Origin of the sequence: Paenibacillus sp. FSL R7-0333 (assembly GCF_038000365.1) — a bacterium.
GTDB classification, from domain to species: Bacteria; Bacillota; Bacilli; order Paenibacillales; family Paenibacillaceae; genus Paenibacillus_AQ; species Paenibacillus_AQ silagei.
Genome location: NZ_JBBOBZ010000001.1, coordinates 4,709,505 through 4,723,198 on the forward strand (window position 1 = coordinate 4,709,505; position 13,694 = coordinate 4,723,198).

Below are 13,694 nucleotides of genomic sequence, written 5' to 3' on the forward strand. Positions count from 1 at the left end.
GTAAACCACTTCCAACCCGTATATCCCATCATCTATCCTGCCCCTAACCCCTTCAACCCACCTTATGCTCAATGCGCAGCTTATCCGCTACCATGGCAATAAATTCCGAGTTAGTTGGCTTGGATTTGGAGATATTAATGGTATAGCCGAACAAGTGGGAGATGCTGTCGATGTTGCCACGGGTCCAGGCGACCTCAATCGCATGGCGGATGGCGCGTTCTACGCGGGAAGGCGTGGTTTTGAATTTCTCGGCTATAGCCGGATACAGCGTCTTGGTGATGGCACCAAGAATCTCAATGTTGTTATAGACCATGGTGATGGCTTCACGCAGGTACTGATAGCCTTTGATATGCGCAGGGACGCCGATTTCATGAATGATTGAGGTAATATTCGCATCCAGGTTCTTGCCCTTGGACAGCGGAACCACATTACTGGAAGATCTGGAAGAAGAATAGCCGGACATGCTTCCGGAAGTGCTCATACTGCCCTGCGTGCCGACCAGCTGGCGCACACGGTTCGCCAGAACCTCCATGTCAAACGGTTTCAGAATATAATAAGAGGCGCCAAGCTGAACGGCTCTCTGCGTAATATTCTCCTGGCCAAAAGCGGTCAGCATAATGATCTTGGGCTGCGGGTTCAGATCCATATCACGCAGGCGTTCCAGCACGCCGAGGCCGTCCAGATGCGGCATAATGATATCAAGAATAAGGACATCGGGGATCTTACGTGCTCCGCTGAGCATCTGTAGTACCTCTTCCCCATTATAGGCAATGCCTGTTACGGTCATATCTTCTTGTTCAGTAATGTACTCGGCGAGCAAATTCGTGAACTCCCTGTTATCATCAGCCAACAACACTTCAATATTCTGCACTGGCTACTTCCTCCTTATATATCTGCTATTCAGAAAATAATGATCATCTTCTCTCCCTATAACTTTCGACATCAGGTTTGAATATCCTTCTGTCGAAAATTATTTTTCTTTATTTTTTTTCGGTGTTGATTTATAATTAAATATTTTGTTTCACGTTTCGAGGATAATCGCTGCCCTTCGACAAAAAAATCTTAAGGCTAAACCGCCTTAAGATTGTATTGAGACTCCTGATCCTGTTGAACCACACCGGAGTCCCTGAGCATCCACTCAATGAAGCAGCCATACCCTGACTTGGGATCATTGACGAACACATGGGTCACTGCACCGATTAGACGGCCGTTCTGGACAATCGGGCTACCGCTCATTCCCTGGACAATCCCTCCGGTCTTATCGAGCAGACGCGGGTCGGTGATGCGCAGCACCATACCCTTAGTAGCAGGGGTCTGCTGACGGGCCACATGGATGATCTCTACGTTGAAGCGTTCGACCTGCTGACCATCGACAACGGTAAGAATTTGCGCCGGTCCTTCCTTCACTTCAGTGCTCATAGCCACCGGAATCGGCTCCTGATATAGGCTGTGCTCAGGATTACGGGTCATTTTACCAAATATTCCGAAATCCGTGTTGCTCTCCACATTCCCGAGAACCTGGCTTTCCTTCAGAAAATGGGCCCGTTTCTCCCCAGGATCGCCATCCTGACTCTTGGAGATTGAAGTGACGCTGGACTGCACGATATGGCCGCTGCCGACCACAATCGGCGTACCTGTGTTCATGTCGGTGATGACATGCCCAAGGGCCCCGTACACACCCTGCTTGGGGGCGTAGAAAGTGAGGGTCCCTACACCTGCTGCGGAATCACGGATGTAGAGCCCGAGCCGCCACACCTTGTCTGTGCGGTCATACGCGGGCTTTAGCTGAGCTGTGTGCTCTTTACCGCCGCGTTTGTAGACGATGCTTAAGGAATCATTGCTCCGGCCGGCTTGCTCGACCAGCCTTGCTACCTTCGATACCTCGTCCAGCTTCACCCCGTTAATGGAGATCATCAGATCGCCGGGCAGGATGCCGCTGTTCTCGCCGGGTGAAATCTTGGACTGCTCCGATACTTCAATCAGATGATGACCTACCACCAGCACGCCTGCCGACTTCACCTTCACGCCAATCGTCTGACCTCCGGGGATGACCTTAAGTTCACTCTCGGTTCCCTGTACCGCCCTAAGCGGCTGATGTTCAAGCGGTGCTGCGTGGATCTGTGAGGGTCCCGTTATGCCTGATAAACTGAGAAAGAAGGCAAATAAAAGGCCGGGCATTAACTTCCTGAGGTTAGGCTTCAATGGCTGTCACACTCCCTTTTGCTTCTTTCGCTTGACGAAAAAGGTGGTCGCCAATTGCGTACCTATAAGATAACCTTGCCCTCAGGCTTTTATTACTGTCAATCATTGTCCCGCTTAGCTTGCAGCTGCCTTGCTGGCCTCGGCCAGACCCAGCATCTCCTGCGCGTGATGCAATGTTTTTTCGGTAATTTCCACACCGCCCAGCATCCGGGCCAGCTCCATTACGCGGCCTTCGGCCGAGAGTGAGTCCACCTCAGTCATCGTGCGTCCGTCTTCGACTTTTTTGGCAATCAGGTATTGATGATCCGCCATACAGGCCACCTGCGGCAGGTGGGTAATGGAGAACACCTGGCAGGTGGAGGACAGCTTATACAGCTTGTCCGCGATGGACTGGGCCGCCCGTCCGCTGACCCCGGTATCCACCTCATCGAAGATAAGGACAGGAATCGCATCATGCCGCGCAAAAATACTCTTCATCGCCAGCATGATCCGCGACAGCTCTCCGCCGGAGGCGATCTTGCCCAGCGGACGCAGCGGCTCGCCGGGATTCGGGGAGATCATGAATTCAGCACTGTCGATCCCCTGCCGGGTCAGACGGTACCGCCGTCCCTGATACTCCATACCGCGTGGATCTTCGAGCGTCTCCATCTTCACCTGGAGGGAGGTCCGTTCCATCTGCAGGTCCTTCAGCTCTCCCTCGACCTGTGAGGCAAGATCCGTCGCGCACTGCCGCCGCGCTCCGCTTAGCGCTTCGGCTGACTCCATTAAGATATGAAGCAGGCCATCGCGTTTGGCCGTTAATTTCTCAATATATTCGTCCTTATTCTCCAGAAGATCCGTCTCCCGCTCAATCTGCTGATAATACTCCAAAATCTGCTCCACACTATCCCCGTATTTGCGCTGCAGTCCGGTGATCAGATCCAGCCGGTTCTCAATATCCTCCAGCCGTGCCGGATTGAACTCGATCTCTTCACGGTAGTCGCGCAGCTGAAATGCCGCATCCTCCAGCTGGTAATAAGCCGACTGCAATTGCTCGAAGACTGCCCGCAGACCCTTCTCGTCATACCGCACCGCATCTTCAAGCCTGGAGATTACATTGCCAATGGACTCCAGCCCTTGCCTGTCATACAGCAGCTCGTATGCGCCGGATACTGAATCCATCATTTTCTCACTGTGGGATAGTTTTACCCGTTCTTCGGCAAGTAATTCATCTTCTCCCGGTTTTAGTCCCGCAGCAGAAATTTCCTCCAGCTGAAAACGGTACAAATCAAGCATCTGATACGCCTTTTGGCTGGATTCCTGAAGTTCCCGGAGTTCTTTTTCCACTTTGGCGAAGGCTGTATATTTCTCCTGATAATCCGCTTTGAGCGGTCCGATTACCGCCTCCCCATAGGTATCCAGCAGACCCAGGTGACGTTCAGCCTTCAAGAGGTTCTGATGCTCATGCTGGCCATGAATATTGACCAGCTGCTCCCCGATTTCACGCAGCATGCTCAGATTGACCATCTGACCGTTCACGCGCGAAGTACTCTTGCCCTGGGAGGTAATCTCCCGGCGGATCACCAGATGCTCCTCACGTTCTGCCCCGATGCCCAGACGCTCCAGCGTATCCCAGACCGGGTGACTTCCCTGCAGGCTGAAAAGCGCTTCCATTTCGGCCTTCTCACACCCATACCGGATGGAGTCAGCGGAACCGCGTCCCCCGGCAATGAGTGCGAGCGCATCGATAATAATTGATTTTCCGGCACCGGTCTCCCCTGTAAGGACATGGAACCCCGGATAAAAATGCACATCCACCGCCTCAACCACGGCCAGATTGCGTATAGACAATGTCTCTAACACGAATACAGCACCTCCGACATGATGATTGCCTGTCTGCCCGTAAGCAGAACTACGATATATAGCCCATAATTTGTGAAATAACGTCCTTGCTGTCCTCCGGCTGGCGGCAGATTATCAGAATAGTGTCGTCTCCTGAGATCGTACCCATAATTTGCGGCCAGTCGATATTATCGATCAGCGCAGCCACGGAATTGGCCGTTCCCGGCAGACATTTCATCACCACAAGATTCGCGGAATAGTCAATTTGTACAAAGTTGTCCACCAGCACCCGCTTCAGCTTCTGGGTCGGGTTGTAACGCTGGTCGGTGGGCAGGGAATACTTGTAACGCCCGTCATCCATCGGAACCTTGATCAGCAGCAGTTCCTTGATATCGCGGGATACGGTAGCCTGTGTGACTTGAAAACCCGATTCACGCAGTGCCTCCACCAGATCATCCTGGGTTTCGATTTCCTTTTGCGAGATAATTTCTCTAATCTTGATATGCCTGTGTCCCTTCATTGTTGCCTCCCGTATTTATATAGTGCTTAACTGGATTCTCCGTCGTCCTTGCCGAAATTAATTACATGAATGTTGGAATTCACCGTATCCACATAGAGTACCCCGCTGCAATCCGGGTAGATCAGCAGATAGGGGAGGATGTGGTCCCGGAGTCCGCTGCCGGTGAATTCAAGCTCCTTGCGGGGGCGGGACAGGATGACCAGATAGTAATGCTCCTCATTCCTGGTGGCTACATAATCAATGAACAGCCTGCTGTACATCGGTGCACCATTCACCTGAAAAGACAGCGGAATCTTCAGCTTGCCGCCAATGACCTCATATCCCGCATCCTCCAGCAGAGCGATGGACGGATGGGACTGAATGACCTTGTTGATCGGCACCCGGTCCTTCATGAAGGAACCCGGAGACCCCTGCAGCCAGATATAGATTCTATAAAGGATAAAGATTGCCGCCGCCAGTCCCATAAGTGCCACTACAGCCTTGTCCGAGCTCGCCACTCCCATCACCTCGGTGAATCTATTCGCGCGAGGGCGGGCGAAATCCTGCTTCGGTCTGACAATCTGCCGTTAATTTCCGGTTCGGGGAGACCTGTAATTTCTTATATTGGCAGCAAAAGAAACTCATCTCTTAGATGAGTTTCCATGGCCCGCAGCGCTGAAGGTTGCATTCGCTTCCTTAATGACCGAGTCGGCAAGCGCGGCGAAATTATTCGGCTGTGCTTCAGCCGCAGAAGTCTGCTGCACTGAAGTCTGCTCCGCAGCCTCTGCAGGCAGCAACTTCCAGTGTGCCAGAAATTCAATATTACCTTCCCCGCCGGTAATGGGGGAATACGTCAGTCCTGCAAGCGTGTAGCCCAGTTCGGCTGCCATGGACAGTACATTTATCAGTACCTCCCGGTGAACAGCCGGTTCGCGCACAACTCCAGACTTGCCCACCTTCTCGCGGCCGGCTTCGAACTGCGGCTTAATCAGCGCAGCGATATCAGCAGGACGGTTCAGCAGCGCCATAAGCGGCGGCAGGATGATCTTCAGTGAAATGAAGGAGACATCGATACTTGCAAAGTCAGGTACCGGTCCCTTTAAATCGGGCGGGGTCATGTAACGGAAGTTGGTCTGCTCCATTACGGTTACCCGTTCATCATTACGCAGGCTCCAGTCGAGCTGGTTATGTCCCACATCGATCGCGTATACATGGGCCGCTCCGTTCTGAAGTGCACAATCGGTGAAGCCTCCTGTTGAGGAGCCGATATCCAGCATATTACGGCCGGTCAGCTCGATGCCGAACTGCCGCAAGGCCTTCTCCAGCTTCAAGCCGCCGCGGCTGACATAGGGGTGCAGTGCTCCCTTGACTCTTAGGACAGAGCTGCGCAGCACCTTCATCCCCGGCTTTTCTATCCGTTCTTCGTTCGCAAGCACAAGCCCCGCCATAATGGCAGCCTTGGCCTTCTCTCGGCTGTCGTAGAAGCCTTGCTCCACTAACAGCACATCAATTCGTTCCTTAGGGTGTTCCATGTTCATCTCCCGATCACTTCGGTCCGCCTTCCGCCCCTGCCCTTACGAGGTGGAAGTTGACTTATAGGTATAAGTGCTAAGACCCTTCATTGACTTTATACGTGCGCACACGGCTTCAACGGTAAGGCCGGTTTCCTGGCGTTGCTCCTTAATCGACCCATGCTCGACGAAAATATCCGGCACGCCCATCAGGTGGACATGCGCATCATATATCTCATGCTCTGCAAAGAACTCCAGCACCGCACTGCCAAGGCTGCCGGCCTGGCTCGCTTCTTCCAGCACCACCATCCCTGTTCCGGCATGTGCCAGATCAAGCAGCATGGTGTTATCCAGCGGCTTCAGGAAGCGCGCATTCACCACACCGACCTGAATCCCTTCACGCCTCAGCACTTCTGCCGCCTCTTCAGCAACCTGAACCATCGGGCCGCAGGCAAGCACGGCATAATCCTCACCAGGACGCAGGCGTTCCCAGGTGCCGATAGGCAGACTGTGCAGCTCAGCATCCATAGCCACACCCGTGCCGTTAATCCGCGGATAACGGTAAGCAATCGGTCCTTCATTATAGTCCAGCGCCGTCTTCATCATGTGGCGCAGCTCATTCTCATCCTTCGGCATCATAAGCACCATGTTCGGGATATGACGCATAAAAGCAATATCGTACACGCCCTGATGGGTCTCCCCGTCCGCGCCGACGAAGCCCGCACGGTCGATGGCGAACATAACATTGGCATTATGGCGGCAAATGTCATGAACGATCTGATCATAGGCACGCTGCATGAAGGTGGAATAGACGGCAAATACCGGCTTCATGCCTTCCATAGCCAAGGCCGCACATAATGTGGCGGCATGCTGCTCCGCAATCCCGACATCAATCATCCGGTCCGGGAATTCCTTGGCGAACGGGAAAAGTCCCGAGCCGCCCGGCATCGCCGGTGTTACGGCAATCAGCCGCTTGTCCTGATGCCCCAGCTCAATTAACGTCTGTCCGAAGACTTCCGTGTACATCGGATTGCCGACCGCTTGAAGCACCTGGCCAGATTCGATTTTGTAGGGGGAAATGCCGTGCCATTTATAGGAATCGACTTCCGCCGGTTTGTAGCCCTTGCCTTTGGTGGTAAGCACATGCACCAGCACAGGCCCAGATACATTATCCGCCTGATGGAAGGTGTCGATCATCTTCTCCAAATCATGACCGTCTACGGGTCCCAGATAGGTAAATCCGAGTTCTTCAAACAAAACACCGGGCACCAGCATGTTCTTCAGACCGTCCTTCACATTCTGCGCAGTCTTCGCCAGACGTCCGCCGATGGCCGGAATTTTCTTCAGCAGGCCTTCGACCTCGTCCTTGGCCCGCAGATAATGACGGTCTGAACGGATCTTGCTTAGATAGTTATGCATAGCCCCTACATTCGGAGCAATCGACATTTCATTATCATTAAGGATAACCATCAGCTTGCGGCCCTCATGTCCAATATGGTTCAAGGCTTCAAAAGCCATACCGCCGGTAAGGGCACCGTCGCCGATCACGGCAATTACCTTATTGTCTCCGCCCTTCAAATCACGGGCCATCGCCATACCCATGGCTGCGGACAAAGAGGTACTGCTGTGTCCGGCTTCCCAGACATCATGCTCGCTCTCTGTACGCTTGACGAAGCCGCATAATCCGCCGTGCTTACGCAGTGAATCGAACCGGTCCTGGCGGCCGGTTAATATTTTGTGGACATACGCCTGATGCCCTACGTCATAAATCATTTTGTCCCGTGGACTGTCATAACAGTAGTGCAGGGCCAGTGTAAGCTCCACGACGCCCAGATTGGATGCGAGATGCCCCCCTGTTACAGACAGCTTCTCGATCAGAAACTGGCGGATCTCCTCCGCAAGTGCAGCCAGTTCCCCGACTGATAGAGATTTAAGTTGCTGAGGATCATTTATTTGTGGAAGCAGCACGAGTATTCCCCGCTTTCCTAGATGTTGTAAAATATAAACCCCATTATAACACAAACGAAACGGCTGTCGAAACACAGCCGTTTGCGAAACTTCATTTAGTGATCGCGTGACATCAAATAATCGGCAATTTCCAGCAGCCGGGACGGGTCCTGGAACCCACCCTCAAGGATCGCATGACGCGCTGCTGCGGTCAATTGCGTGACCTCTGCGCGTGAAGCCTCCAGCCCGATGAAATACGGATAGGTTACTTTTTGCTGCTTGATATCACTGCCGGTTTTTTTGCCCAGCTTGCTCTCATCGCCGATGAGGTCCAGAATATCATCCTGAATCTGGAAGGCCAGGCCAATCTGTGTGCCGAACCGGCGCAGGGCTTCCAGCTGCTGCTCATTCGCACCGGCGATTCTGCCGCCCGCAAGCAAGGAGAAGATCATCAGATCGCCGGTCTTGTGCAGATGAATATACTGAAGCTGCTGCAAGTCGGTCATGCCCTGCTCGCCTTCCATATCGGCTACCTGACCGCCGACCATTCCGCGCGGGCCGGCCATCTCGGCCAGATCCTCCACGATGGACAACACGCGCTCTGCCGGAACGCCATGCTTACGGGAGGCTTGTACCACACTGTAGAACGCATGGGTCAGCAGCGAATCCCCGGCCAGAATGGCCATCGCTTCCCCAAAGACCTTATGGTTCGTCAGCTTGCCTCGCCGGTAATCATCATTATCCATCGCCGGAAGATCGTCATGAATCAGAGAATAAGTGTGCACCATTTCAATCGCTGCTGCTACAGGCAGCGCAGCTTCACGGCTGCCGCCCAGCGCTTCGCAGGCAGCGGTGACCAGCAGCGGCCGCAGGCGCTTACCACCAGCTTGCAGTGAGTATTCCATCGACTCTCTTAGGACCCGGGGGACGTCCCACTGCTCCGGTACAACTCCGCTGAGAGCAGCGGCAACCCAGCGGCTAACGTCTGCTATATATTCCTCCAGCGGTTCGCGGCCCTGCGCCGCTGCCGAACCGCCCGATGGCTCAAGCTCAGAATGACTCATCGCTATCGCCTTCCAGCCGGTTGCCGAATGGCTTCTTGCGAAGTTCGCCATCCTCCACAGTGATCATTTCAATCTTGCGTTCCACTTGCTCCAGCTTACTGCCGCATAGCTGCGAGAGCTTCATTCCCTGCTGGAATAAATCAATCGCCTTCTCCAGGGGAACGTCACCGTGTTCAAGCTCACGCACGATACCCTCCAGGCGCTCCATGGCTCCCTCAAAATCCAGTTCAGCTTCCTTCGCCATTCGCTTTGCCATCCTCCTTCATTCCCCATACGTGGCAGTTTAGTTGTCCGTCATTAAGCTTTATGTTGACCACATCGCCAAGCTCTACTTCCTTCAGCGATTTGATTAAATGCTGCTCCTTCTCGTCATACACAAGGCTGTAGCCCCGTGACATGACCTTAAGCGGGCTAAGCGCATCCAGATGGCGCAGCTCTGCCCCGAACCGCGCGCGCTTATCTGCAAGGCGCGCCTGCATGGCCGCCGTCAGCTCACGGGTGAGGCCATCCGTGCGCCGGCGGGCAGCGCTGACACTGCTAAGCGGATGGAAGCGCTGCAGGCTCTGGTGCAGCAGCGCGCTGCGCCCCTGCGCGCGGCTGTGCCTTGCCTCTGCTGCGCGGAGCAGGGCCGCGCGCAGCATATCCAGCCGCTGCGCGTGCTGGGCCAGCTGCCGGCGGGGGCCGGCCAGCGCCAGCGAGCGCTGCAGCGCAGCGAGGCGTTCGCCGCCGCGCTGCGAGCGGCGCAGCAGCCCTTGGCGCAGCCGCTGCCGGGCCATGCGCAGCTGCCCGGCCAGCTCGGCTGCGCTCGGCACAGCGAGCTCCGCCGCTGCCGTAGGGGTGGCCGCCCGGAGATCGGCGGCGAAATCGGCGATCGTGAAGTCGGTCTCGTGGCCCACGGCCGAGATGACCGGAATCCCGGAGGCCGCAATCGCCCGGGCGACGGCCTCTTCATTGAAGGCCCACAGCTCCTCCAGGGAGCCGCCGCCGCGCCCGACAATCAGCACATCGGCCTCTCCCATGGCATTCAGGTTCTGTAAGGCCTGTACAATGGACGGTCCAGCCCCCTTACCCTGCACTAGTACAGGGTGCAGTACAATTGCAACCTGCGGGTAGCGCCGCTGCAGGGTGATGATGATATCCCTCACAGCCGCTCCTGTCGGGGAGGTCACAACCCCGATGCAGCGCGGGAATTGCGGCAGCGGACGCTTGCGCTCCGCTGCGAACAGGCCTTCCTTCTCCAGCTTGCTCTTCAGCTGCTCGTAAGCCAGATACAGGCTGCCGATTCCGTCAGGCTGCATATGTGTCGCATAGAACTGGTATTGCCCGTCCCGTTCATATACAGTCACATTTCCCCTGGCGATTACCTTCGTGCCTTCCTTCGGCACGAACGGCAGCCGCGAGTTATGCGAAGCGAACATGATGGCTTTGATCCGGCTGCTCTCATCCTTCAGCGTGAAGTACATATGCCCGCTTCCGTGATGGGTGAAATTCGAGATTTCACCGCGAATCCATACGTCGGACAGCAGCGCATCCGAATCCAGCTTCATACGGATATATTTGTTAAGCTCCTTGATGGAGTAGATCTGCCGCTCTGCCGCCATAAGTCCGGCCTACTTCAGGCCGCGGCGGCGTTTGGCGGCGATCAGTGTGTTGCTCATCAGCATGGTGATCGTCATCGGTCCTACGCCGCCCGGCACAGGCGTGATATGCCCAGCGACTTCCCGGGCACTCTCATAATCGACATCGCCGGCAAGCTTGCCGGTATCCAGACGGTTCATGCCGACATCAATCACAATCGCACCCGGCTTCACGAATGAAGCATCGATGAAGTTGGCCCGTCCAATCGCTACCACCAGGATATCGGCCTGGCGGCTAAGCTCAGCCATATTCGCTGTGCGCGAGTGGCACATGGTTACTGTGGCATTCTCCCGCTGTAACAGCAGGGATACAGGCTTGCCGACAATATTACTGCGGCCGATCACTACCGCGTGCTTGCCGGAAATGTCCGTACCGGTCCGCTTGATTAGTTCAATAACCCCGGCAGGTGTACAGGGAAGCAGACTGTCGTCCCCGATGACGAGGTTCCCCACATTGACCGGGTGAAAGCCGTCCACATCCTTCTCTACCGAGATGGCGTCAATCACAGCCTTCTCTTCAATATGCTTCGGAAGCGGCAGCTGAACGAGGATGCCGTCAATATCGCTGCGGCCGTTCAGGTCTGCCACCAGTGCCAGCAGCTCCTGCTGGGTGGTAGCTGCATCCAGCCGGTGCACCTCGGAATGGAAGCCCAGTTCAATACAAGACTTCTCCTTGTTGCGCACATAGACCTGGGAAGCCGGATCTTCACCGACAAGAACGACAGCCAGACCCGGCTTCACGCCGCGCTCCGCTAAGTCTGCAACCTCCCGGGCAATCCCGATCCGAATGTCGTCCGATACCTGTTTACCGCTGATAATCGCTGCTGTCATGTAAGTCTCTCCCCTATTGTCTATTGAAGGCTTATAAGCCTGTTACTGCCGCTTGCTGTGAATCTGAATCTGAATCCGAAGCTGAAGCTGAACTACAGCTCAGCTCTAAGCGTGTCCACATCCTGAATCATTTTACCGAGGACACCATTCACGAATTTACCGGAATCTTCTGTGCCGAAATGCTTGGCCAGATCAATCGCCTCATTGACAGACACCTTGGCCGGCACATCGCTGGCGAAGATCATCTCGAAGGTAGCCAGACGCAGAATCTGACGGTCTACACGTGACAAGCGGCTCATCTGCCAGCCCTTAAGATAATGCTCCAGCATATCGTCGATCGCCATTTTGTGTTCCCACACGCCGTTTACATGCGTAACTACATATGCCTTCAGTTCAATCTCATCTGTAATAACGCGCTCGGTTTCATTCTCATCTGCCGCTTCTTCAATCAGCATGTCAACCGCTTCTGTAACCTCTACATCGTTCATTTCCATCTGGTACAGGCTTTGTACAATAATTTCTCTCGCTAAACGTCTCTTCATGTGTTCCTCCTACGAACTAACCTCTTGTTTTGGTGTTACAGATTACAACGATTATAACCGGACCAGCTTCTATACTACATTTCCTCACATAAACAGCCGCATAGGCTGATATAGGAGCATTTATACCCTTAATTTTCTCAAAAAGCCCACTCCGGGCAATTTATATTGCATTTTCAGCAAAAAACCGCGCAGCCTTTCTTCCGCAGGTCAGCAACTCAAAGTAACGGGTTCCAGGCTTCCGGGAGAAAGACTATCGCGGTTCATTTGAAGGGACGCCAGCGTCCGGACAGCCGCTCTGCGATCTCCTGCCATTGAAACAGGGGACCCTGCGCGGTATCCTTTCGTTTGCCGAACGTATATCCGATGAACACTACCAGTGCAAAGAACAGCATATCCCAAAAACCGCTAATCAGATAAATCAATCCGAGAAAGACACCGAAGGCAACTCCGGTAATTCTACCCCCGTGACTTTCCCATACTTCTCTCCAGGACATAAGGGAAACTCACCTCTATTCCACTCGACTTTTGAAGCTTGGTGCCTGTGTGAGGTTAGCAATGTATACAGACACATCTGCAACCGGAATTCCGGTTGTCTCCTGTACGAAATCATGTACCTGGCGCTGTACATCCGTAGTAAGCAGCGGCAGTGAATGCTCGCCGTCGACGACCGCCCGGATCATAATCTCAAGACCCGCCTGTGAGACACGGATGCGCGATTTCAGGTCGCGGATGCCCTTCACTTTGCCTGCAGCCTTCAGACTCAGGTTCTCAATGGTCTCCATTGAGATCTGAATATCCCCATACTCTGTACGCTGATCCACAGACGGCAGGGAAGCGCGGTCGCGGCGCAGGGAGATGTAGAAGAAGCGGATGCTCAGCAGGAACAGAATGACCGCCACCGAGATCGCAGCGATATAGACCGCCGGTCCGTCCGAAATCTCATACTTGTCCGGAATGACACCGCTTAAGAGGAGGATGGCAGTTACAGATAGTATTCCAATGCTTAAGCTGTACAGGAACAGCAGAAGCCTGTCCAGAATTTTGGCCACGAGTCTCACAACCTCCTTAAATTAAGGTAAACCCTCGACGCACTGTCGGGGGTTTATGGAAGAACTGAACCCTTACTTCACGCGGATAACCGCATCCGTGTCCTCGCTCTTGTCAATGCTTGTATTGCTTTTGAACTGCACATCATGGATATGCACGTTCACTTCCACAACGGTCAGACCGGTCATGGTTTCGATGGAACGCTTAACATTGCGCTGAATTTCAGCAGCCACTTCCGGAAGACGGTAGCCGTATTCGATAATTACGGACACATCCACCGCAGCCTCGCGCTGTCCAACCTCAACCTTAACCCCTTTGGACAGGTTCTTGCGTCCGAGAAGCTCCACGATTCCGCCGGCGAAACCGCCGCTCATTCCGGCCACACCTTTCACCTCAACGGTTGCCAAACCGGCGATAACCTCGATCACCTCTGGAGCGATCTGGATTTCACCGATTTCCGTACGTTCAAATTCTGTCGGCAATGTACTCATTTGGACTTCACACCTTTCCAGCAAAAAAGTTGTAGGGGCACTTCAAGCGGGCAGTACGCCTCTTATTAAACATACTATATCATTTGACGAACTTTATGACAA

General features: G+C 54.1%; 15 protein-coding genes. All 15 read right to left on the reverse strand.

Annotated elements, in window-relative coordinates; translation table 11 throughout:
• Nucleotides 1-52: 52 nt before the first annotated feature.
• The 15 genes from spo0A to MKY86_RS20110 all read right to left on the reverse strand — a co-directional run bounded on the left by spo0A (nt 53) and on the right by MKY86_RS20110 (nt 13,592).
• Nucleotides 53-871 carry a sporulation transcription factor Spo0A gene (gene spo0A / locus MKY86_RS20040; RefSeq protein ID WP_340827354.1) on the reverse strand — a complete coding sequence of 273 codons (819 nt, stop codon included), beginning with the start codon at nt 869-871 and terminating at the stop codon, nt 53-55.
• A 197-nt stretch (nt 872-1,068) separates the two neighbouring features.
• The gene (gene spoIVB / locus MKY86_RS20045) at nt 1,069-2,178 is read right to left on the reverse strand and encodes a SpoIVB peptidase (protein WP_083685253.1); all 1,110 of its coding nucleotides are present in this window, start codon (nt 2,176-2,178) and stop codon (nt 1,069-1,071) included.
• A gap of 138 nt (nt 2,179-2,316) precedes the next feature.
• Nucleotides 2,317-4,044, reverse strand: coding sequence for a DNA repair protein RecN (recN, locus tag MKY86_RS20050; protein ID WP_076079895.1), 1,728 nt, complete (start codon nt 4,042-4,044; stop codon nt 2,317-2,319).
• Between the two features lie 49 nt (nt 4,045-4,093).
• Nucleotides 4,094-4,543: a transcriptional regulator AhrC/ArgR gene (gene ahrC / locus MKY86_RS20055; protein WP_036698370.1), complete on the reverse strand. Its 450-nt coding sequence runs from the start codon at nt 4,541-4,543 to the stop codon at nt 4,094-4,096.
• A gap of 26 nt (nt 4,544-4,569) precedes the next feature.
• Nucleotides 4,570-5,040 carry a hypothetical protein gene (locus tag MKY86_RS20060; protein WP_235192067.1) on the reverse strand — a complete coding sequence of 157 codons (471 nt, stop codon included), beginning with the start codon at nt 5,038-5,040 and terminating at the stop codon, nt 4,570-4,572.
• Between the two features lie 123 nt (nt 5,041-5,163).
• On the reverse strand, nt 5,164-6,054 hold the full coding sequence (locus tag MKY86_RS20065; RefSeq protein WP_076079896.1) for a TlyA family RNA methyltransferase: 891 nt from the start codon (nt 6,052-6,054) through the stop codon (nt 5,164-5,166).
• Nucleotides 6,055-6,096: 42 nt separating this feature from the next.
• Nucleotides 6,097-8,001, reverse strand: a complete 1,905-nt coding sequence (dxs, locus tag MKY86_RS20070; RefSeq protein WP_076079897.1) for a 1-deoxy-D-xylulose-5-phosphate synthase — start codon at nt 7,999-8,001, stop codon at nt 6,097-6,099.
• Nucleotides 8,002-8,096: 95 nt separating this feature from the next.
• Nucleotides 8,097-9,044 carry a polyprenyl synthetase family protein gene (locus MKY86_RS20075; protein ID WP_076079898.1) on the reverse strand — a complete coding sequence of 316 codons (948 nt, stop codon included), beginning with the start codon at nt 9,042-9,044 and terminating at the stop codon, nt 8,097-8,099.
• On the reverse strand, nt 9,031-9,288 hold the full coding sequence (gene xseB / locus MKY86_RS20080; RefSeq protein WP_036731943.1) for an exodeoxyribonuclease VII small subunit: 258 nt from the start codon (nt 9,286-9,288) through the stop codon (nt 9,031-9,033). The genes MKY86_RS20075 and xseB overlap by 14 nt, the downstream gene beginning before the upstream one ends.
• Nucleotides 9,272-10,645, reverse strand: coding sequence for an exodeoxyribonuclease VII large subunit (gene xseA / locus MKY86_RS20085; RefSeq protein WP_076079899.1), 1,374 nt, complete (start codon nt 10,643-10,645; stop codon nt 9,272-9,274). Before xseA ends, xseB begins: the two co-directional genes overlap by 17 nt.
• Before the next feature lie 9 nt (nt 10,646-10,654).
• Complete coding sequence (gene folD / locus MKY86_RS20090; RefSeq protein WP_076079900.1) at nt 10,655-11,512, reverse strand: bifunctional methylenetetrahydrofolate dehydrogenase/methenyltetrahydrofolate cyclohydrolase FolD; 858 nt, start codon at nt 11,510-11,512, stop codon at nt 10,655-10,657.
• A gap of 92 nt (nt 11,513-11,604) precedes the next feature.
• The gene (gene nusB / locus MKY86_RS20095; RefSeq protein ID WP_036698385.1) at nt 11,605-12,054 is read right to left on the reverse strand and encodes a transcription antitermination factor NusB; all 450 of its coding nucleotides are present in this window, start codon (nt 12,052-12,054) and stop codon (nt 11,605-11,607) included.
• Between the two features lie 260 nt (nt 12,055-12,314).
• Entirely contained in the window at nt 12,315-12,548 is a 234-nt protein-coding gene (locus MKY86_RS20100) for a DUF2273 domain-containing protein (protein WP_036698387.1), read from the reverse strand.
• A 15-nt stretch (nt 12,549-12,563) separates the two neighbouring features.
• Nucleotides 12,564-13,103: an alkaline shock response membrane anchor protein AmaP gene (gene amaP, locus MKY86_RS20105; protein WP_036698389.1), complete on the reverse strand. Its 540-nt coding sequence runs from the start codon at nt 13,101-13,103 to the stop codon at nt 12,564-12,566.
• A 72-nt stretch (nt 13,104-13,175) separates the two neighbouring features.
• A complete protein-coding gene (locus tag MKY86_RS20110) occupies nt 13,176-13,592 on the reverse strand; it encodes an Asp23/Gls24 family envelope stress response protein (protein ID WP_036698392.1) in 417 nt (138 codons plus the stop codon).
• Nucleotides 13,593-13,694 lie beyond the last annotated feature (102 nt).